Source organism: Bradyrhizobium denitrificans (genome assembly GCF_013179005.1).
In the GTDB taxonomy this organism is placed as follows: domain Bacteria; phylum Pseudomonadota; class Alphaproteobacteria; order Rhizobiales; family Xanthobacteraceae; genus Bradyrhizobium; species Bradyrhizobium denitrificans.
In genome coordinates this window covers 46,506-67,492 of the sequence record NZ_JABFDP010000024.1, presented here as the reverse complement: position 1 = coordinate 67,492, position 20,987 = coordinate 46,506, and the positions used below count along the sequence as shown (strand labels likewise).

Below are 20,987 nucleotides of genomic sequence, written 5' to 3'. Positions count from 1 at the left end.
CCATCAGAGCGCGCGTCAGGCTTGTTGAATGGGAGGGATCGGGCCGAAGGCGCCAGCTTGCCGCAGACGCTCGAGATCCTGCTCCGAATGCCCCAGAGTGTCGCGTAAGACCGCGGCGGTGTGCTCACCGAGTCGGGGGGCCGCGCGGGGGTCGACGGCGGGCGTCAGCTGCATCGAAATCGGCGGCTCGATGTTCGGGATCGCGCTGGCCGTCGGGTGGGGAATGTGACAGACGCGGTCACGCTCCCGCACCTCGGGAGCATGAAAGGCTTGCTCGACGGTGCGGACGCGACCGACCGGAACTCCGGCCTGGTTCATCCGCGAGATCCAGACGTCCATCTCTGTTGTCGCCATAATGTCAGCGATAATGCCGCGCAGCTGAGCGCGGTTGATCCATCTCGCCCGTCGCGTGGCAAAACGCGGATCGCTCAGGAGATCCGGACGACCAAGAACCTCCGTCACCAGCCGCCGGTAGAGCCGGTCATTGGCGCAGGCCACGTAGAGCGGACCATCTGACGCCTCGAAGACGCCGACCGTTGGAGAGTCGTTCGGCGAGTTTCCGGTACGGCTCGGGTTCACGCCGTTCATCAGATAGGCCATCCCGAAGAAGCCGGTCATGGCGAGGGCAACGTCGAACAGAGCCACCTCGACGTGCTGACCGCGACCGAGCCGCTGCCTGGCGGCGAGCGCCAGCAGAATGGCATTGCAAGCCGACATGCCGGTCGCCAGATCGACGATCGGCGGGCCGGTCCGGACCGGAGGACCATCGGCAAAACCGTTGAGCGACATGAAGCCGCTCTCGGCCTGAGTGATCGGATCGAAGCCCGATCGCCAAGCAAGCGGACCGTGGCGTCCATAGGCAGAGATCGAGCAATAGATCAGACCTGGATTGGTGCCGGAGACAGCCGGATAGTCCAGGCCGAACTTCTTCATGACCGAAGAGGAGAAGTTCTCCACCACGACGTCGGCCTTGGCGATCAGCGCACGGGCGACCTCCTGGCCTTGCGGGACCGTGAGATCCAGCACGACGCCCCGCTTGTTGCGATTGAGACTGAGGAACGCTGCGCTTTCACCGCCGAGCTCTGCATGCTCATAGGCGCGGGTATCGTCGCCCGTGACCGGTTGCTCGATCTTGATGACCTCGGCACCGAAATCGCCCAGGGTTTGCGTACACGCCGGCCCGGCAACGACCCGGGTGAAGTCAATCACCCGCAGACCCGCCAAGGCGGCCGGCGCATCAGTCGGCCGCGGCGCACGATCTGGCAGAGCGACCTGAGCCGGCATTCCAATCCTCCCCGCTTGCGTCGATCGTCTCACGCGATCTGTGCAGTATTGTTCGGCGACGAGCCCACAACGACTGGAAGACCATGGTTAGCTCAATCACTGGCGCAAAGAAAGTCGCCCCCGCCCCCCTCTTTCTCCCTGCTCTGCTGCAGCGCAGCGCCGCATGCGCGCGCCGTAGGAGACGCATCAGGACCCGATCACCTTGCGCCAGTAAAGCGAGTTCCGCCAGGCCCAGGGCTGCTCGGGCTGGAACAACACATACCCGCAGCGGATGAAATTGTTGGCGGAGATGATGTTGCCGGTCGTGTCCGAAACGATGCAATACAGGCCGGATCGTCGCGCGCGCTGCTCGATCGTACGCATCAATCGCCGCTGGAGACCATGTCCGCAGCACTCTCGAATGACGCCGACCCTGGAGAGATAGGCGATGCCCCTGCCGAGCGATGAAGGGATCATGCCGGCAAACCCGACGGGTCGTCCATGCTCGCTCGAAACCCACCACTGTCCGATCTCGAAATCGGGGAGAGGCGCGCAATCGAGGAAGGTTCGCACATGGAGATCGTTCAGCGTATCGAGGACATCGGGCTCACACGCGTCGACCTCTCGGATGAGGAATCGGCATGCCTGCCGCACACGATTTGCCGGCACGGCATCACCTTCCGAGCATCACTTTGATGCCGAGCCAGATCGCGCCGAGCAGACCGGTCGCGATCACCGTGATGACGGCCTTGAACGTATAGCTTTGGGCCTGCTCCACGCTCTTGCGCCAGCGGCGCAAGTGCTGAAAATCCGCTCTCAACTCGTTGCCGACCCATTGCACGATCCAGATCGTGAAGGCGTCGGCACTGGCGCCCGCGCCGCCGATATCGATGAAGGCGCGCAACGGCAGCAGCGGATCGGCCGCGACCTTGCCGATCCGCCCCTCCCGTCTCGCCTGCGCCAGCAAATCGGCAAAATAGGCTCCTTCGAACGTACGCACGTAGTCGCCCTCCCAGATGTGCTCGTAGCGGTCGGGATAGAGCGCAAGGTCGAGCCGGCGCTCTTCGTCCAGCACCGCCGGAAGCCACGGGTTGTCGCGCCAATTCGCCTTGACCACGACCGCCCCGTCGGGCTTGCGGCTGCGCAGGAAATCGTCGACGGCATCCGACTTGCGGCGCGGATTCCAGCTCGCCCACAATTCGGAGCGTGGCGCGCGGATCGTTGGCCGCAGCAGCGACAGCGAGCGCGCGCTCAGGGTCTGCGCCTCGTCGATCCAGGCGATGCGAAATCCCTCCAGCGACTTGATCGATTCCGCCGTGTGATCCTGCATGCCGCGGAAGATGATGAGTCCGTCGCCGGGCGTCGCGATGCGATCGCTGAACGGACGGAAGCCCTGGCCAAGGCCGAGCGCCGCGATCTTACCCTCGATCAGCCGCTTGGACGATTGCGCCAGGGTGCGCTGGGCTTCACGAATGCAGACCGCGAGCGTACCGCGCTCGGCCTGGCAGGTTTCGACCAATAGCTCGCCAAAGAAGTGCGACTTCCCCGAGCCGCGGCCGCCGAACGCGCCCTTGTAGCGCGCCGGCGCCAGCAGCGGCTCGAACACTTTCGCGGTGGGGATCTTGAGGGTGGACAATGATCAGCTGCTCCTGCCAGCCGGCTGCGCGGTCGACGGGACCGACACGAACGGCACGGACGGAGCCCCAGCGTCGAATAAGGATTGATCCGTCGGAGTCGCCTGCCGCGACCGAAGACGACGTAAGGGCCGCCCCTTTTCTTGGTTGGTGACGCCCGACTCGACCTGCCATCGCAGGGTAGCTCCGGCGTTTGGATTGGTCCAGCCTCCAAACCGCTCATCAATGGGTGCGGCGGGGACGGACTGCTCGCCGCTGTTTGATCCACCGGGAAGACGTCCCAATCGCTCGGAGGGAGCGTCTGCCCCGCCGCCGACATCGGCGTAGTCCCTCTGAATCCCACGGAGGGCATCAGGGACAGGCAATCCCGTTCGCGCCAATCGCCGCGCTTTTGGATCCTTCGCCAGCGTGTCGGCTCTGTCGGACAGATACTCATAATTGGCTGGCGGTATCGGATAGAGGTGCTTTCCAAGACCTGCAGCTTCGGTGATCCGATTCACGATCGACGTGCAGATGCCGGAGTCCTGCGAAAAACGGGCAAGATCCCAGCCGTTGTAAAAGAGAGGCTCGGCACTGAGCTTCGCGCTCTCCCCACGGGCGAGATCCGCCTGTTGTTCGGTGATCGGAGCCGTGAACGTTGCGTATTGGCCTGCATCCGCAACGCTGGAAAAGTCGTTCGGTGGCGCCTTCCCATTCAGCATCGAATGAGCGTCGAATTTTCCCTCGTCCGAAATCGAGCCATGCTGCTCCGGACCGAAGCCCGCATACACCTGCCCGGTCGGATCATTGACGACGAGGGCGGCGTGCCCCAGCAGGCCGGGATTGATCTGAAATGTGAGCGAGTGTGGAGCGGCCATCATCGGTTCCATGTGTGTTGAGAGAGATTGTTGGATGAACGCTGCCAGCTCACCGATCGCAGTGGACGCGACCTGGCGGCGCCACTCTCCATGCGAACGATGCCGGCGGCTCCGCTTCGAACTCAACTGCGATTGCGCAAGGTGGGAAGGGGCGCCTCGTCACACGCGCCGCTATGTGGACCGGCGTTCGCCGCCACAATGGCGTCGCGTCGTGCGACTAATCCCGATGGAGTCGCTTGATCAAACGGGCTGCGGCCGGACTGCATAGGACGGCGAGCAGGAAGACACAGACAGCGAGTCGTCGCACCACAGAGTGAGCGGCTCGTTTCTGTCCAAGCCGCACTGCTGCGACCATGTGACCTGCCCGCATCTCGACCGCACGATTGACCGAGGAACGCGCGTCGACGCGCTCCGTCCCGAGAACAAAAAGAACAAGCAACCAAGTCCGTCAACGGCGACTGAGCGAAGACGCTGTTATTCTACGGCGGTTTCGCCCTCCTGCTCGTGATCCACGTCGCCGGGATGCACGATCACGCGCTCGATGCGGTGAATCAGTTCAAGTGCGCCGTCCTCGCTGTTTTCCAGGGCCTGCGGCGGCTTGCCCCAGCCACGATCGAGAATGGCATTGGCGGCCGAGACACGCGCCGCGTGCGTCGCCTTGGGCGATCGCATTACACCGACCAGCGTGTTGATCGCCGTCTTGGTGTGGCTACGCGCCATCGAGCGGATTTCAGTGATCGTTTTCGACATGATCGCTTCCGGACATGGTGAAGTGTCAGATCAGGCGGCGCCATCACGACAGCGCAACCGCAGCCGCAATGGGAACGAGATCGAGCAAGGAGAACGACGTCGGATCGGCGTCTCGTACTCTCCCGTGGACTGAACTATAGACGCGGCGGATCGCGGACGACGCGATCGCTTCGGGCGCGAACCCCATCCCTCGAGCAAGGGACCGCAGCAGGCGCGACGACGGTCGTCACGTCCGCGGACCGTCCCCTTCGCGCGGGACGGTCAATATTCAGAAGGTTGTCAGCAGCCTGGTCCTTGCTCAGCTTTGACGCATGAGCAGGTCGAGTGTTCGAGCAGCGGGCTGGCGCTTTTGGCCTCGATAGGATCGTCAGCGGCCGCGGACGAAGCCATTTCTGAAATTCCGACGATGCCATCATGCCTGTGATTTGCCCGACATGTCAAATTTGATCGAAATGCGGTCGCCGCGCTTTGCAGATTCGATACCGCCACGCGAAGTCCTGCGCGACCAAACAAAAAGCCCGCTGCCGATCTCCCGGCGCGGGCTCTATGATTTCTTCGATGGTGGCAAGATGCGCCTGATTTGCCCGACGTGTCAAGCGCAATGGCCGACGGCGATCAGCAGCACGGCCGGCGCGCCCGTCGGCAGAACCGGAGAAGGAGGTCTCGTCATGTATGTCGTCGCAGTGGTGCTGGCCGTCTTGTCCGCGCTGTTCTATGCAGCCGGGCAGCATCAGCTCGGATCGGTCGGCGCCGATGTCTGCAGCTACGGCGGCCTGTTCTGCGACAAGCCGCACTACATGATGACAAGCGCGTTGCTCGCCGGCCTCTGGGGCAAGTTCGTCAGCATGCGCTAGCGGTGCGACGGCAGGCCTTCCGGGAGCAGAGGCTCGACATCCGTCCCTACTCGGACGGAGCCTGCTCCGAGCTCGTTGCGCGCCCGGCCATCACCTGGCGCAGCACGCGCGACAATTCGTCGACCGAATAGGGCTTGTGAATCAGGCTGAAGCCGTGACGACCGCCATCGGCGAGAACATCGCTGTAGCCGCTGTTGAGCACGATCGGAATGGTCGGTAGCCGACGCCGAATTTCCTGGCCGAGCGTGACCCCGTCCATTCCGGGCATCACGACGTCGCTGAGCACGAGGTCGAAGCGTTTAGGATTGTCGTCGAGCATGCGCAACGCGTCGATCCCGCTGCGGGCCAGAACGGTTCTGTAACCGAGATCTTCGAGCAGTTGCGTCGAGAATTCGCCGATCTCGGGGTTGTCCTCGACCACCAGCACGTTCCAGCGCGCAGTGAGCAGCTCAGGGGCACGCTCATCCCGCTCATGCGACTCGAGCGGCTTCTCGGTCAGCGGCAGCAGCAGGGTCAGCGTGGTTCCTCTGCCGACCTCGCTGTCGGTCAGCACCCGGCCGCCAGACTGGTGCACGAAGCCATAGACCTGCGACAGGCCAAGGCCCGTGCCGCGGCCGACGCCCTTGGTCGTGAAGAACGGTTCGAAAATGCGGTCGAGCTGCTCGGGCGGAATGCCGCATCCGGTGTCGCTGACGGCGATGGAGACGAATTGCTCTGGCGCAGTCGGTCCACCGTGATCGACCCGTTCGCCACGGATGGTCAGCACGCCGCGGCCATCCATCGCATCCCGCGCATTGGCGACGAGGTTCACAAGTGCAGTGTCGAACTGATTGATGTCGACATCGACCGGCAATGGCCGGGCGCGAAGATCGAGCGCGATCACGGCCGGCGCGCCCAGCACGGTCTGCAGCATCTCCGCGATCTGCTCGAGATGGCGCGCCGCGTCGAAAACCTGGCGCTCCATCGGCGTGCGCCGCGCGAAGGCCAGCAACTGGCCGGTCAGCTTGGCTGCGCGATCTGCGGTGTCGGAAATCGCGTCCACGTAACGCCGCATCCGCTCGGGCGGCAATTGGCGTCGGCGCAGCAGATCGGCCGATGACCTGATCACGGTCAGGAGGTTGTTGAAGTCGTGCGCGACGCCGCCGGTGAGCTGGCCGATCGCCTCCATTTTCTGGGCCTGCCGGAACGCTTCCTCGGCCTGGCGACGCTCCGTCAACTCGACGGCCTCGGGGACGATCGCCGCGAGCTGTCCCGCCTCGTCGCGCACCGGCCGCATCTGGAAATCGAACCACCGCCGGCCGCCGACCGGAAGATCGAGCTGAATCTCCCGGCGCGCGACCTCGCCATGGATGACGATGTCGACGAGTGACTTGATCAGCTCGGGCATGCCGGGCGTGCCCGTGAACCATGGTGTGTCCCAGAACGGCCGCCCGGCGACCTTGTCCAACGGCGCCGCAATCGCGTCGAGCGAGGTGGCATTGGCGTCGAGCAGCGTGCCCTCGCCGGACAACAGGGCCTGGAACGTATAGCTCGCCTCGAAGATCGTTCGCAGCCGCGCCTCCTTCGCCTGCAGTTCGGCCGTTCGCTCGGAGACCTGCGCCTCCAGCCGCTCGTTCAGCTCGCGCAACGTGGTCTCGGCCTCGCGCCTCACCCGTGCCAGATCGATATTCGCCCGGACACGCGCCAGCAATTCGCGCGCACTGAACGGCTTGCTGAGATAATCGCTAGCACCGGCGTCGAGGCCTTCGACCTTCGCCTCCTCGCCCGCACGCGCGGACAACATGACCACCGGAATGTCGCGCAGCCGCGGGTCGCTGCGCATCGCCTGCAGCAGACCGAACCCGTCCATTCCGGGCATCATCACGTCGGTCAGAACAAGATCGGGCCGGCGGCGTCGCATGGCCTCCAGTGCGGCGCCGCCATCGCCGACGGCTTCGACCTCATAGTCCTGCCCCAGCAGACGACGCACATAGTCACGCATGTCCGGATTGTCGTCAGCCAGCACGACACGGTCTCGCCCGGCCGCCGCCGCAGCGGGAAGTCCCAGATCGTCCGGCGATGACGGATGCGGCAGTTCGGCAGGCTGATCGCCGTTCAGCCAGCCCAACGCCTCGTCGATATAGGCCCGCGCCCGCATATTGGTCGTGACCTGCGCCCGTGCGGACCGGAGCTGGGCGGGCGGCAAATGCGATGCGCCGAACGGAAGCCGCACAGTGAAGACGGAGCCACGGCCGAGCTCGCTGTCGGCCGTGATCTCGCCGCCATGCAGCTTGACGAGCTCCTGGACCAGCGCCAGACCGATCCCACTTCCCTCGTAGGAGCGACCGCGCGCGCCCGCGACGCGGCGAAAGCGCTCGAACAGATGCGGCAGCTCGTCCGGCGGAATGCCTGTGCCGGTGTCATGGACCGCGAATTCCGCATGTCGCATGTCGGCGGCGATGCCGATCGTGACGGAAATTCCGCCGTCGAAGGTGAACTTGAAGGCATTCGACAGCAGATTGAGAACGATCTTCTCCCACAGGTCGCGATCGACATAGACAGGCTGAGGAAGAGGCGCAGCCTCGATCGCGAGGCGCAGGCCGGCGCGGTCTGTCGCAGACCGGAAATTCGACACGAGCTCGGACGTCAGGGCCGCCAGATCCACCGGCTCGAAGCTCGCGGTCATGCGACCGGCCTCGATCCTGGAAAAGTCGAGCAGCGTGTTCACCAGCTTCAGCAGCCGGATGCCGTTGCGGTGAATCAGGTTCAGCATCGCCAGCTGTTCGGCGCCAAGCCCCGCATCCGCGCGCGCGAGCATGTCTTCGAGCGGGCTCAGCATCAGCGTCAGCGGGGTGCGAAACTCATGGCTGATATTGGAGAAGAAGGTCGTCTTGGCGCGGTCGATTTCCGCCAGCGCCTCGGCCCGCCGGCGTTCGGCCTCATAGGCCAGGCCATTTCCGGCAGCCGCGGCGATTTGGCCGGAGACGAGGTTCAGGAACCGGGCATAGCTTTCATCGTAGAGACGAAACGGATTGAGCCCGGCGATGACGAAGCCGCTCTCGCCGACTTCGCCGGACGCGAGGATGGGGAGCACCACCGCCTGTTTGGGCGGTTGCCGCCAGCCACCGCTGGGAAAATCGACGCCGAACGATCGCCGCAGATCGCGCACCAGAACCGGCGCCTGCAGTCGCAGCGCCTCGGCGAGCGGCCACATGCTGTCGCGCCCGATCGACAGGCTTTGCTGAACCGCGGGATGAGTTGGATCGATCCCGGTGAACGCTGCGAGCCGGGCTTGGTTGCCGCTCTCCTCCATCATGTAAATCATCACGAAGGGGAGATCGCGCGGCTCCTGCGCCAAGGCGCGCGCGCAACTCGTACAGGCCTGGTCGACGCTGCGAGCCTCCGCCGCAGCGTTGGCGAGTTCGCGCAGCAGGGAAAGCTGCCGCTCGCTGATCACGCGCTGCGTATCGTCGGTGTTGGCGCAGAAGATGCCGCCGGGCGACCCGTCGTCGTCAGGAATCGGACTATAGGAGAACGTGTAGTAGGTCTCCTCGGGAAAGCCGTTGCGCTCCATGATCAGGAGCTGTGCCTCGACATAGGTGCCTCGATCGCCGCCGCTCGCTTTGGCAAGCAGCGGACCGATATCCTCCCAGATCTCGTGCCACACGACCGACGTTGGACGTCCGAGCGCCCAGGGATGTTTGCCGCCGATGATGGCCTTGTAGGCGTCGTTGTAGAGGTAGATGAGCTCCTTTCCCCAGCCGATCCAGATCGGCTGTTGAGAGGTGAGCATGATTCTGACGGCAGTCTTCAGGCTTTGCGGCCATTGCTCCGGCGGACCGATCGAGGTACTGCCCCAATCGAACTGCAGCATCAGCCCGGCGAGCTCGCTACCTCCCGAAAACAGCCTGTCCCGCTCCGCAGAGCGGAGGTCCTGATCCTGCCTTGGCTGCCGCTGATCCGGCAAACGTGCCCCCATCCGTATTACGCCCGAACCCTAACGCCGGCCCACCCGCCCTGGTTCCGGCAGCTGGAACAAAAAGGGGACGACTGACTTCGACAACATACACGACCGCGCGCGGGAGAGTTGTGCCGTGGCCATCATCGTTGCATCAGAGCCCAACGAGCCGAAGCGATCGGCCAGGAGCTTGTTCCGGCTGCTGGGCCCAGGTCTGGTGACCGGCGCCGCCGACGACGACCCTTCGGGCATCGCGACCTACTCCCAGGCCGGCGCGCAGTTCGGCTACGGCCTGCTGTGGACGGTGTTCCTCACCACGCCCTTCATGATCGCCATTCAGCTGGTCAGCGCACGGATCGGTCGGGTCACGGGCAAGGGACTGGCTGCCAACATCAGCTCGCTTGCGCCGCGATCGATCGTCCTCGGCCTGGTGGCCCTGCTGGTCGGCGCCAATACGTTCAACATCGCAGCCGACATCGCCGCCATGGCCGAATCCCTGTCCCTGGTGATCGGCGGGCTCAACCATGAGCATGCGCTAATCTTTGCGGCGGCTTCGACACTGCTGCAGGTCTTCCTTCCCTATCGGCGCTATGCTCCCTTCATCAAGGTCCTCACCCTCAGCCTGTTCGCCTATGTGGCCACAGCCCTGACCGTCAAAGTGCCCTGGAGCACCGCCCTGCTCGCCGCTGTGTGGCCAAGCCCGTCGACGGATCCGGACTATCTGCTGACCGTCGTGGCCGTGCTGGGGACCACCATCAGTCCATATCTGTTTTTCTGGCAGGCCTCCCAGGAGGTCGAGGAGATGAACCAGGGCAAGGTCGATCGGCCGCTCCGCGAATTGTCGAGGAAGAATCATCCCGAGCTTCGGCGGATGAGAATCGATACGGCGATCGGCATGATCTTTTCGAATGCGATTGCCTTCTTTGTCATCCTGACGACCGCGACCGTTCTGCACGCACATGGCGTCACCAAGATCGATTCCGCGACCCAGGCGGCCGAAGCGCTGCGCCCGCTGGCGGGAGACTTCACCTTTCTGCTGTTTGCCCTGGGCATCATCGGCACCGGGATGCTGGCCATCCCGGTGCTGGCGGGATCGGCCGCCTATGGCGTGGCCGAGGTCTTCGGCTGGCATGCGACATTGGAAGCCAAGCCCGACGAGGCTGCCGGCTTCTACAGCATCATTGCCGCGGCCACGCTGATCGGCTTCGGGCTCGGCTTCACCGGCATCGATTCGATCCACATGCTGGTCTGGAGCGCGGTGCTCAACGGCATCGTCGCGGTGCCGATCATGGCAATGATGATGGTCATTGTGTCGAACGGCCGCCTGATGGGCCGCTTCCGGGCCCGCTCCTGGCTGATCGCACTGGGATGGATCGGCACCGCGATCATGGCGATCGCCGTGCTGGCGCTGTTGTGGTCGTTTGCCGCAGGCCGCGCCTAGCCCGGACGATGTGCAGCTGGCCAGACCGCCTTGAACGCAGTTGCACAACGTCATTGGTGCAACGCGGCGCGGAATCTGTGTTAACAGACCGATCCCGCCATGCTGTCTCGATTGATGCCGGTCAACGCGGACCGGCTACAGCAGCGCGAGGCTCGAAAAGGACTCGGAGACTCCGCCTTGACCCAACCGCAACGTATGACCGCACCGACGCTCCCCACCTACTCCCCTCGCGGGCTTGCGCTGCTGCGTGATCCCCTGCTCAACAAGGGGACAGGATTCACCGAGCAGGAGCGCGATGCGCTTGGGCTGCGCGGCTTCCTCCCAGCGGGTGTCCTGTCGATGCAGGCGCAAGCCGAGCGCATCCTCGTCAACCTCCGCAGCCTGCCCAGTGATCTGGAGAAATATGTCGCGCTCAATGCGCTGCACGATCGCAACGAGGCGCTGTTCTTCCGGGTGGTCTGCGACAACATCGACGAGATCCAGCCGCTGATCTACACACCGACGGTCGGCCTCGCCTGTCAGAAATACGGCCTGATCTTCCAGCGGCCGCGCGGCCTGTTCATCTCGGCCAATGACCGCGGCCGAATTGCCGAGATCCTCGCCAACTGGCCGTACCGCGCCAAGCTCATCGTCGTCACCGACGGCGAGCGCATTCTCGGCCTCGGCGACCTCGGCGCCAACGGCATGGGCATTCCTGTCGGCAAGCTCTCGCTCTACTCGGCCTGTGCCGGCATCCATCCCGAAGAGTGCCTTCCGGTCATGCTGGACGTCGGCACCAACAATGAGGAGTTCCTCAAGGACCCCTATTATATCGGCCTCCGTCAGAAACGCATCACCGGCGCAGCCTATGACGAGTTCGTCGACGAGTTCATGACCGCCGCGCGCGCGGCCTTCCCGGGCGTGCTAATCCAGTTCGAGGATTTCGCCAACCACGCGGCTTTCAAGCTGCTGCACAAATACCGCGACGACGCCTGCGTCTTCAACGACGACATCCAGGGAACGGCGGCGGTCGCGCTGGCCGGTCTGTTTTCCGCGCTGCGCATCACCGGCGGTCGCCTTCGCGATCAGCGCGTGCTGTTCCTGGGCGCCGGCGAGGCAGCCACGGGGATTGCCGATCTCGTCGTCTCGGCCATGATGGCGGAAGGCCTGTCCGAAGCCGAGGCGCTACAACGCAACTGGCTCACGGACTCGCGCGGGCTCGTGGTCAAGGGACGTGAGAACCTGCACGGTCACAAATTGCGCTACGCTCATGAGCAGGCACCGCTCGGAGACTTCCTGACCTCGATCAGGACGCTGAAGCCGACGGCGATCATCGGCGTTGCCGCGGTCGGCGGCGCCTTCACGCCGGAAGTGCTGCAAGCGATGGCGGAGCTGAACGAGCGGCCGATCATCTTTGCCCTGTCGAACCCGACCTCGAAGGCGGAATGCTCGGCGGAGGCGGCCTATCGTTACACCCAGGGCCGCGCATTGTTTGCCTGCGGAAGCCCCTACGATCCGGTCAAGCTCGATGGCAAGACCTTCGTGCCCCGGCAGGGCAACAACTCCTACATCTTCCCCGGTGTGGGCCTTGGCGCGATCGCCAGCGGGGCGCGCCTGGTGACGGACGAAATGTTCATGGCCGCCGCACACACACTCGCGAACTGCGTGACCGGCGCTGATCTCGAACAAGGAAGCCTTTATCCGGCGCTGCCGCGGATCCGCGAAGTCTCCGCCCTGATCGGCGCCGCAGTGGCGGGCGTGGCCTATCAGAACGGGCTCGCCTCCGGACCGGCGCCGAACGACCTGCTCGGTTTCGTCGAGCAGAAGATGTACGACCCGCGCTACTGACGCCGCCAAAGCGGATGCCGTGCTGAAGCTCGCACGGCATCCGCTTCAGCCCATCAGCCAGCCGGCCTCGGCAGCGCGGCTTCCGGCGCGTGTCATAGATCCGGGACGATCGCGTTGGTCGGTGTCGGCCGATCGGTGATCTGCTGGCCAAACAGGCTGCCGATCAGTTCGACCGCGACCCGGGCCGTCTTGCCACGCTCGTCGAGAAAGGGGTTGAGCTCGACGATGTCGACCGACCGCACCAGGCCGGAATCATGCAGCAACTCCATGATGAGATGCGCCTCGCGATAGGTCGCTCCGCCAGGAACTGTCGTGCCGACCCCTGGCGCCACCTCCGGATCGAGAAAATCGACGTCGAAGCTGACATGCAGAACACCATTGCGAGCGCGGACCTTGTCGAGGATCCTGCGCGTCAGGACGCCGACGCCAAACTCGTCGATGGCGCGCATGTCGGCGACGCTGATGCGACGCATGCGCAGCAGCTCCTTCTCCGCCTTGTCGATCGAGCGGATGCCGAACAGTTCGAGGTGCTCGGTGGGGATGGTGGCGCGGACGTCGCCACCGAGCAAGCCATCAAGGCCCGGCTCTCCACACAGGAAGGCCGCGGACATGCCATGCATGTTGGCCGTGATCGTGGTCTCCGGCGTGTTGTAGTCGGCATGCGCATCGAGCCAGAGCACGAACAACTCCTGACCGACGTCGCGGCAGTGACGCGCGACACCGTTCACCGATCCCATCGACAGCGAGTGATCTCCTCCCAAGAACACCGGGATCGCCCCGGTGTGCGCCAGTTCATGGCTCCGACGTGCCAGCACCCGCGACCAGCGTTGGATCTGGCGATAATGCTTCGCCTTCGCAGGAGGGTCATCGCTGAGGTCGGTCATATCGGCGATCCCAACGTCGCCATAATCCGTCACATCGAGACCGAGGCTTTCCAGCAGCGGCACGAGCCCGGCGGTTCGAAGCGCAGCCGGCCCCATCAGGGTGCCGCGCACAGATGCGCCGAGATCGATCGGCGCCCCCAGTACGGCGACGCGGCTTGGAGATGCTTTGTCAACGTGGGTCAAGGCCAGATCCTTCTGCTTGCGCCATGAACATAACCGGTCCCGATGTTGCAGGGATGTCGTTTCCGCGGCGTTCCATCGGATTCACCTGCAGGCAACGTGCCCGCCGCCGGAACCAATCGCGTCAGCCCGCATTTCCTGGAACGGCATGCCCGCTTGCGACCGGGATCCGATCGGGCAGGCCATCTCAACCGAGCCGTGAGCGTCGAAAAGGCAAAGATAGTGAGCAGCGAAACGTTCGAAACACCTCCGCAGCCGGGCGTCGCAGAACGCGCGCTCGACACGGCCACGGACATGTCCCGCTCTCTCGGCGAGATCGTGGGTACCCTCAGTGCGGCCGTCGACCGCCTGAGCGCCGTTGCAAAGGACGCGCGCCGCCCCGGGACGGCGCTGTCGACCTTGAGCGCCATCACCCGCGAAGCTCCGCTGGCCAGCCTGTTCGTCGCGTTTCTGTGTGGCGTCGCGGTGGCGCGCCGGCGCTGACCGCACCGGCGGCCCTCAAAACAGCCTTGGTCCGCGCCGATCGAGCTGGGTTTCCCAGGTCAGCAGCGTGGCTGCGATGACCATCACGGCAATTCCTGCGATGCTGATCAGCAGCTGCATGGCAAAACCGCTGGAGACATCGGTCAACACGACCTGCCCGATAAACGCCAGCAGCACCCCGATGCAATAGATGGAAAGCGAGTTTTCCCCGCAGCGGATGATCGCCGTCATCAGCGGGCGGGCCGGGCCGTTCCATTGCGGCGGTGTCAGCCGCGATACGACGAGAGCCAGCGAGAGAAAGTGGAGCAGCCGCACCGGCGCCAGATGGCTCTTGTAGATCGGATAGATCAGGCCGGTGACGGCCGACGGGATCAATGCCTCCAGGCTCTTGAACTCCCAGCTCAGAGCCATGAAGAGGCTGAAGGCAAGGTAGGCAAGCGCGACGATCAGGAGCGTGCGCGACTTCAGGATCGGCCGCAGACTTGCGGAGCCGACATAGACATACCAGGCGCCGATGACGAACAGGAACTGCCAAGCGAACGGATTGAAGTAGAGTTCGCCGCTCGGCCAAGCCGGCACCTGCCAGCTGAATAGTTGGACCATCATGTAAAGCAGGAACGATATCACCAGCGTGAAGGTCGGGCTGGTCATCATCATCCACAGGACGACGGGAAAGCAGATGTGCAGGATCGCGAAGGTCAGCAGGATATCGGTGTTGACGGGTGCGAACTGCAGCAGCGCGACATGCACGAGCGTGGGCCCGGGATCGCGAAAGAAAAAGCCCGTATTCGTCTCGTCGACGAAGCGCTCGCCATTGCCGACGACCCAGACCAGCGCCGCATAAGCGAGCAGCAGCACGAGAAAGGCCGCATAGATCTCCCACGCTCGCCGCAGCGCACGCACCACCGTCGTCGCCCAGCCTTGCGCCGCCAATGCTCCACCATAAGCCAGCATGCAAGTGTAGCCGGAGATGAAAACGAACACCTCAGACGTATCGCTGAAGCCATAATTCCGCGGCGTCAGCCAGGACAGCGAGTTGTCCGGCACGTGATCGACAAAAATGAACCAGAGCGCGAGACCTCGGCAGGCGTCGAGGCGCAGATCGCGGCAATCTCGTGCCGCGTCGACCGCGCCCGTCGTCGCGCAAACCAGACCACGATCATTGACGTCCAAGGCGCCCCCCGTCTGATGTCCCGGATCGGCATCTGCGATGTGGACTTCCCACCCACAGCGATCTCGACGCAGCAGCCGCCGTCGGGGCTGCGGACGTTCGCGTCAAATAGACGCACGCCCGACGGAGACCCGGAGCCGGAAGACTTTCAACCCTTGATCCTAGCAGCGTCACTCCAACCACTGACGATTTCTTCCAGACCAAGGATCGCAGTCCCGCGCCCGCCGCAGATATCCGCGCATTCTTACAGGATTCCGTTGGCCGATTGGTAACCCGGCCGGTTTCGCTGGCCCGAAAGCAACATCGGGACTCGCGGGAACATCGCGGACGTCTCGGTGTTAACCATTTGGCCTCGCGTAGCTGGCAAAAGTTCCACTCCCGTATTTGCCCGGATTGATTGTAGATGGGTTAGACGTTGACTTGGAGTGGAAGAGTTAAAGGGGGGTTCCGTGATCCACCGAGGTGTCCAATATACGGTCGTGCCGACTGCTGAACCGGACATTTGGGAATGGCGGTATGAGTTCGGCGACCAGGTCAAATCTGGACGAACTCAGACCCGGCTGGCCGCGCTTGCCGCGCGGCGCGTCAAATCGAAAATTGACGCGGCGCTTCGGGCAGCGCAAACGGCCTCCGTGCCCACCACCAATGTTGCCGAGCGCATGGGTCTCGCGAAGGCGACGTCGCACGGCCTGACCTGACCCGTTCTTGTTCTCCCGGCCGGTACGCTCTCGGACGGAGCTTCGTTGCCTGTTGAGACAGATCAAGGCCATAGAAGCCCAGATCTGGCATGCTTCGAAGATGGAAACTCTCGTTTTTCGCTGCTCCCAGACGGGATCTGACGTGCAGGTCGGTGTGGTCGGGCCGCTGGTCTCCGACGACACCGATTTGTACGAAGCCGTCGCATGTCCGGCCTGCGGCCGCCTGCACCGCGTCAATAAGGGGACAGGAAAGATGCTTGGCGACAAAGGGGGGGCCACATGTCTTATGCTGCCCAGGAACTAACGGCCACTGAGGCGCCCCGCCCTTCCCTCCTGAGCCGCCTGGGCGCCCTCTTCAGGCGGATCATCAGCCGGATCGACCTGTCACATTTCCCAAAGTCCTGCTGCAACTGAAGCGGGTCTATGAGACGATCGGTCCGACGCGTCGAGCGCGGACGCAAGCGTCCGCCCCTCCCCTGCAATAGATCAACATGGAACGGATTGGCGAGCCGCTTTTTCTTGCTGCCACACGAGCGGACAAGCTCGACGAAAAACCGATGAGACGGAGTTCCTGATGCGCGTGTTCGTGACGACAATTCTGACCATTGCAGCCGCAGCTACGGCGAGCACTTCATGGGCCGCCGATGCCGATCACGGTGCGGATCTTGCCAGGCGCTGGTGCGCCTCGTGTCACCTGGTCGAGGGAACGCAGAAGCAGGCCAGCGCGGATGTCCCGTCTTTCGCGCAGATCGCCCAGAAGGCCGATTTCACTCCGGAGAAGGTCGCCTTCTTCCTGCTCGATCCGCACCCCAAAATGCCGAGCTTTCCGCTCAACCGCCTCGAGGCGGCCGACATCGCGGCCTATATCGCTTCGCTGCGCAAATAAGTTTCTCCCATCGGCGGCTCAGCAGCCGCCGATGCCCGCGTCATCCGGTCACATGCGCTGCCCTAGGTCTTGGGCTCGGTCGCTTTGCTTGCTGCGGCCATAATGCCTGCGGTGATGGTCTTCATATGCTCGCCGGCATTGGTGAACTGGCTGCGCAGGAATTCGGACTGGATCCGCATGGCCTCTTCAAGCTCGGTCGCATGGACGAGCTTACGCGCATGTTCGAAGGCCGTCTTGATGTTCTGCTCGGTGAGCGAGAGGGCCTGCTTGGACATTTCGGCCGCAGGCCCGGGAACCGTCGTGATCGATTTTCCGGCAGCATCGAAGAACATTTCGAAGGCTCTTTCGGCCTGCGCGATCGTCTTCTCCGCAAGGTCGCGCAGTTCAGCCGGCACTTCCAGTTTTGTTTGGGTCATTGTTGCGTCCTCCACGCGGACCCAACTACCATATTTGTCGCCCTGCGTCGCCGTAGATTTGCAGCTGCCGATGCGGAGACAGCAGATCGTGCGATATCGACGATCTCAGAATGAGAAGGCACGTTCCCGTGCAATCTGGAGCGAGAGTTCGATCGAGGCGAGATGCCGGTCATAGATCCACCGCTCGCCGTCGTTTTCGACCATGCTGCTGAGTTCGCGCGCATGCTGCAAAGCAAGATCGAGCAGGATGATCGTCTTCCTGACCTCGTCCTGGCTGCTGCGCCCAGAGGAGCGGATCGGCTCGAACCGGGCGGCCCCCACTGCTGCAACACCGACTTCACCCTCGGCTCCCAGGTGCGACGGAGACCGCGTTGTCCTTGAACGAAAGGGCAGGATGTTCGTCATGGCCTCTCTCCCCGCGACTACAAACATCGAAGCGGAAGTGAATCAACTTTTCCATTCAATACACGCAGCATTTTACTGAAGCCTTAGGCCGATCTTCGACGGCACGGCCACTCTGGCCCCAACTCGGCAGGTCGAATTAACTCGAACGCAAGCCGCAAGCCTTGCGCGAGGAGAAATGCGACCGCCTGGCGCAATCGCAATCAGCTCAGCCCGAGAAGCGGCGGCGGTACTCCGAAGGCGAGACGCCGAGGTGCCTCAGGAACGCGCGGCGCATGCGCTCGTCATCACCGAAGCCGGCCCTTTGCGCGACCTCGACCACGCTCCCCACCTGGCGACTTTCGAGCAGGAGTCGCGCCGTCTCGACCCTGAGCGCCTCCACGCCCTGCGCAGGCGTCATGCCCGTTCGGCTGACATAGGTGCGGGCGAATGTGCGCGGCGACATGCCGGCCTTTGCGGCCAGCGTCTCGACGCGCAGATCGCTCGCGATGTTCTCGATGATCCAGGCATGCAGCGCGCTGAATCGCCCCTCGACGTCGGAGGCCTGCGCGGCCAACACGGTGGAGAACTGGCTTTGGCCGCCGGGACGCTTGAGGAAGACGACCAGCCGCCGAGCCACGTCGAGCGCGATCGTATGACCGAAATCCTCCTCGATCATGGCCAGCGCGAGATCGATCCCGGCGCTGACGCCCGCCGAGGACCAGACGCGCCCATCCTGGACGAAGATCGCGTCCGGCTCGACCTTCACATTGGGAAAACTGTCCTGCAATCGCGGACAATAGCGCCAATGGGTCGCAGCGCGTTTGCCCTCGAGCGCTCCCGCCCATGCCAGTGCGAACGCGCCAAGGCACACCGAGGCGATCCGCCGGGCATCGGGCAACGCCTGACCAATCCATCGCATCAGCGCCTCGTCCTGGCGCAACTTCCAGATGCCCGGCCCGCCCGGAATTAGCAGCGTGTCGACCTCACGCGGATCGATGGCCGTCATCGGGGCAGTATCGATCATCAGTCCGACGTCTGTAGGCACCAGACCGCCGTGCTTCGAGACGTAGCTCAGTGCATAGCCTGGGCGCGGCAGTTCGATGTCGGCGAGTTCGGCGAACACCTGGGCCGGCCCGGACACGTCGAGCAGCGTCACGCCTGGAAAGGCCACGATGACCAACCGTCTTTCGGTGGCGTCTGGTGGCAGAGCTGCGCGCCGGGACTTGGCAGAATTCGAGGGCATATTGTCCTTTAAGCCATCGGACGGCCGCCTGTATAGCCTGCACTGCAGAGTGGGAGTCCTTGCAATGGCGTTCAAGCTGGATGGCCGATACCCGACCATCGCCTCTCCCTGGGGCGACTATGCCGTCTACAGCTTTCCTGACGCATCCAAGATCGGCTGCTCGGATCGTCAGCCAATCATGGATGCGATGAATTCGATCATTGCCATTAACTGGAAAGCAATCGAACCGCATTGGACCGCCTCCTCGTCGCCCTTCGACAGCAAATACAGCCTCATTCTGGTCTACGATCGCGTCGAACTCATCGCCTTCTCGGTCTATCGCGTCATGACCATTGCGCATCGGATGGCCATCTATCGCAGTGGCACCGAAGTGCTTCCGGCGTATCAGGGACGTGGCCTGTACGGCTTCTTCACATCGCAAATTCTCAAACATCCCTGCGCCGCTTCGCACAGCGAGCGGCTTCTCTACGGCTGGCGCACACGCAATCCCATCGTGTGGGCCGCCAACGCGAAGATCTGCGAAATGGTTGCACCGTCGCTGCTCGCTGACGAAGCGGACGCCGATCTGCAGGCCGCCTGCATCGAAATGTGCGCGACGCTTTATCCGGGCAAGCCGCTCGAAGTGCCCGGCATGATCATGCGCGGCGCCTATGGACACATCGAGCATATTCGACAGGACTATCGCGGCACGGCCTCGCTCGTCGAGGCCGCCATGTCGCGGATCATCCCGAATTCAGCCGACGCGCTGTTCTCGGTCGGCTACGCGAGGGTGTGATGGCAGTGCTCGGACAACACGCCGTATCCTCATCCTCGTCGCCGATCAGGCTGCTCGATCGCACCTATGTTGCGTGGGGAACGGTCGCATTCGCCTATGCGATCGCATTTCTGCAGCGGATGTCGCCGCAGACCGTCGGCCTGAGCTTCATGCGCGATTTCGGCACCGACGCTTCGGGTGTCGCGATGCTCGCCTCCAGCTATTTCTGGGGCTACACGTTGATGCAGATTCCGGCTGGTCTGCTGGTCGATCGCTACGGCGTCAAACGCGTCGTGCTGTGCAGCATGGCGGCATCGGTGGTCGGCAGTCTCGCATTCGCGCTCTCGCCTACCCTGTTCGACGTCTTCATAGCCCGCGTGATTGTGGCCTGCGGCGACGCGCTCGTATTCACCGCGTTGCTGAAGCTGGTCGCGCAGAGCTTTACAGACGAGCGTTTCGGCCTGATGTCCGGGATCTCCCAGGTCTCTGGCTATGCGGGCGGCGTCATCGCAACCACGCCGCTCGCAGCCGCCGTCAGCGGCTTCGGCTGGCGCGCCTGCTTCTTCTTCATCGCCTGTGTCGGGATCGCCAACCTGGCATGCGCCTCGATGGCGCTGAAGGCCGCGCCATCGAACAACAATGGAAGGACGCTGAAGAGCGTCCTGCTGGCGAGTTGGCAGGCGCTCGGATCAGCCGCGAATTGGGGCTGCGCGATGAGCTTCGCGTCGCATTTCGCGGTGGTCACGACCCTGGCTGGCGTGTGGGGCATTCCGATGGTGTCGCATTATTTCGGCATTTCACCGTCGGCCGCCGGCGCCCCCCTGCTCGCCTTCATGGTCGGAAATGCGATCGGATCCATCTTTCTCGGCCATGCTGCCGACCGGACGCGGTCGCTGGACTCGGCCTTGATACGCATCAGCCTGCTTCGCATGCTGCTTGTCGCGATGCTGTGGCCGGCTCTCGCTCATGCATTTGGCCTTGTCTATGTGGGCGTGGTGTTTGCCGTGCTGGGCCTGGTCGCAGGCGGCACGGTTCCCCTGATCCTGAAATGCACGAAGCATCTCTACACGGTGGAACGTATCGGTGTCGGGGCCTCGATCAACACAACCTCGGCAGGCGTGTTCGCAGGACTGGCGCAGCCCGTCATCGCCTTCGCCATGATGGCCGCAAGCGGACTTGGTGCCGGTGACGGCTCAAGCCTGCACGCCGTCGCAAACGACGCCGGCTACGCGACCCTGCTGGCAGCTCTTCTGCTGATGTCCCTACCGGGCATTTTCGGACCACTGATGATGAGGCCCAGACTGACACCGAATACTTAAGCATAA

General features: G+C 63.6%; 18 protein-coding genes and 1 pseudogene. 8 read left to right on the top strand and 11 right to left on the bottom strand.

Annotated features, from left to right (window positions below; translation table 11 throughout):
• Nucleotides 1-15 precede the first annotated feature (15 nt).
• From HL671_RS25990 to HL671_RS25970, 5 genes and pseudogenes are all read right to left on the bottom strand, one after another.
• Nucleotides 16-1,284, bottom strand: a complete 1,269-nt coding sequence (locus HL671_RS25990; RefSeq protein ID WP_172239994.1) for a CaiB/BaiF CoA transferase family protein — start codon at nucleotides 1,282-1,284, stop codon at nucleotides 16-18.
• Between the two features lie 186 nt (nucleotides 1,285-1,470).
• The gene (locus tag HL671_RS25985) at nucleotides 1,471-1,932 is read right to left on the bottom strand and encodes a GNAT family N-acetyltransferase (RefSeq protein WP_172239991.1); all 462 of its coding nucleotides are present in this window, start codon (nucleotides 1,930-1,932) and stop codon (nucleotides 1,471-1,473) included.
• A 412-nt stretch (nucleotides 1,933-2,344) separates the two neighbouring features.
• Nucleotides 2,345-2,869: pseudogene (locus HL671_RS38980) on the bottom strand (phage terminase large subunit); the annotation flags it as partial.
• Nucleotides 2,870-2,902: 33 nt separating this feature from the next.
• Nucleotides 2,903-3,754, bottom strand: a complete 852-nt coding sequence (locus tag HL671_RS25975) for a hypothetical protein (RefSeq protein ID WP_172239985.1) — start codon at nucleotides 3,752-3,754, stop codon at nucleotides 2,903-2,905.
• 474 nt (nucleotides 3,755-4,228) lie between these two features.
• On the bottom strand, nucleotides 4,229-4,504 hold the full coding sequence (locus HL671_RS25970) for a hypothetical protein (RefSeq protein ID WP_012045710.1): 276 nt from the start codon (nucleotides 4,502-4,504) through the stop codon (nucleotides 4,229-4,231).
• Between the two features lie 668 nt (nucleotides 4,505-5,172).
• On the opposite strand from HL671_RS25970, the gene HL671_RS25965 reads away from it, so the two are divergent.
• Nucleotides 5,173-5,358, top strand: coding sequence for a hypothetical protein (locus HL671_RS25965; RefSeq protein WP_172239982.1), 186 nt, complete (start codon nucleotides 5,173-5,175; stop codon nucleotides 5,356-5,358).
• Between the two features lie 46 nt (nucleotides 5,359-5,404).
• Here the strand turns inward: HL671_RS25965 and HL671_RS25960 are convergent, their stop codons facing one another.
• The gene (locus HL671_RS25960; RefSeq protein WP_085972640.1) at nucleotides 5,405-9,316 is read right to left on the bottom strand and encodes an ATP-binding protein; all 3,912 of its coding nucleotides are present in this window, start codon (nucleotides 9,314-9,316) and stop codon (nucleotides 5,405-5,407) included.
• 115 nt (nucleotides 9,317-9,431) lie between these two features.
• Between HL671_RS25960 and HL671_RS25955 the strand changes: the two genes are divergently transcribed.
• Both HL671_RS25955 and HL671_RS25950 read left to right on the top strand, forming a co-directional pair.
• The gene (locus tag HL671_RS25955; protein WP_012045713.1) at nucleotides 9,432-10,736 is read left to right on the top strand and encodes an NRAMP family divalent metal transporter; all 1,305 of its coding nucleotides are present in this window, start codon (nucleotides 9,432-9,434) and stop codon (nucleotides 10,734-10,736) included.
• 195 nt (nucleotides 10,737-10,931) lie between these two features.
• Nucleotides 10,932-12,563 (top strand): NAD-dependent malic enzyme, encoded by a 1,632-nt coding sequence (locus HL671_RS25950; RefSeq protein ID WP_172240147.1) that lies wholly within the window; start codon nucleotides 10,932-10,934, stop codon nucleotides 12,561-12,563.
• 92 nt (nucleotides 12,564-12,655) lie between these two features.
• Here HL671_RS25950 and rocF read toward each other — a convergent pair whose 3' ends face one another.
• Nucleotides 12,656-13,630 (bottom strand): arginase, encoded by a 975-nt coding sequence (rocF, locus tag HL671_RS25945; protein ID WP_012045715.1) that lies wholly within the window; start codon nucleotides 13,628-13,630, stop codon nucleotides 12,656-12,658.
• 219 nt (nucleotides 13,631-13,849) lie between these two features.
• On the opposite strand from rocF, the gene HL671_RS25940 reads away from it, so the two are divergent.
• Nucleotides 13,850-14,110: a hypothetical protein gene (locus tag HL671_RS25940; protein ID WP_172240144.1), complete on the top strand. Its 261-nt coding sequence runs from the start codon at nucleotides 13,850-13,852 to the stop codon at nucleotides 14,108-14,110.
• Nucleotides 14,111-14,125: 15 nt separating this feature from the next.
• Here HL671_RS25940 and HL671_RS25935 read toward each other — a convergent pair whose 3' ends face one another.
• Nucleotides 14,126-15,283 carry an OpgC domain-containing protein gene (locus HL671_RS25935; protein ID WP_172239979.1) on the bottom strand — a complete coding sequence of 386 codons (1,158 nt, stop codon included), beginning with the start codon at nucleotides 15,281-15,283 and terminating at the stop codon, nucleotides 14,126-14,128.
• Between the two features lie 447 nt (nucleotides 15,284-15,730).
• Here HL671_RS25935 and HL671_RS25930 point away from each other — a divergent pair, with 447 nt between their 5' ends.
• Complete coding sequence (locus tag HL671_RS25930; RefSeq protein WP_012045717.1) at nucleotides 15,731-15,979, top strand: hypothetical protein; 249 nt, start codon at nucleotides 15,731-15,733, stop codon at nucleotides 15,977-15,979.
• A gap of 574 nt (nucleotides 15,980-16,553) precedes the next feature.
• Nucleotides 16,554-16,865, top strand: coding sequence for a c-type cytochrome (locus tag HL671_RS25925; protein ID WP_012045719.1), 312 nt, complete (start codon nucleotides 16,554-16,556; stop codon nucleotides 16,863-16,865).
• A gap of 62 nt (nucleotides 16,866-16,927) precedes the next feature.
• Here the strand turns inward: HL671_RS25925 and HL671_RS25920 are convergent, their stop codons facing one another.
• The 3 genes from HL671_RS25920 to HL671_RS25910 all read right to left on the bottom strand — a co-directional run bounded on the left by HL671_RS25920 (nucleotide 16,928) and on the right by HL671_RS25910 (nucleotide 18,908).
• Nucleotides 16,928-17,281, bottom strand: a complete 354-nt coding sequence (locus HL671_RS25920; RefSeq protein WP_012045720.1) for a phasin — start codon at nucleotides 17,279-17,281, stop codon at nucleotides 16,928-16,930.
• 105 nt (nucleotides 17,282-17,386) lie between these two features.
• Nucleotides 17,387-17,686, bottom strand: a complete 300-nt coding sequence (locus HL671_RS25915; RefSeq protein ID WP_172239976.1) for a hypothetical protein — start codon at nucleotides 17,684-17,686, stop codon at nucleotides 17,387-17,389.
• Between the two features lie 205 nt (nucleotides 17,687-17,891).
• A complete protein-coding gene (locus HL671_RS25910) occupies nucleotides 17,892-18,908 on the bottom strand; it encodes a GlxA family transcriptional regulator (RefSeq protein WP_012045722.1) in 1,017 nt (338 codons plus the stop codon).
• Between HL671_RS25910 and HL671_RS25905 the strand changes: the two genes are divergently transcribed.
• Nucleotides 18,838-19,683: a hypothetical protein gene (locus HL671_RS25905; protein ID WP_244424149.1), complete on the top strand. Its 846-nt coding sequence runs from the start codon at nucleotides 18,838-18,840 to the stop codon at nucleotides 19,681-19,683. The genes HL671_RS25910 and HL671_RS25905 overlap by 71 nt on opposite strands.
• Complete coding sequence (locus HL671_RS25900; protein WP_172239973.1) at nucleotides 19,683-20,981, top strand: MFS transporter; 1,299 nt, start codon at nucleotides 19,683-19,685, stop codon at nucleotides 20,979-20,981. Before HL671_RS25905 ends, HL671_RS25900 begins: the two co-directional genes overlap by 1 nt.
• Nucleotides 20,982-20,987 lie beyond the last annotated feature (6 nt).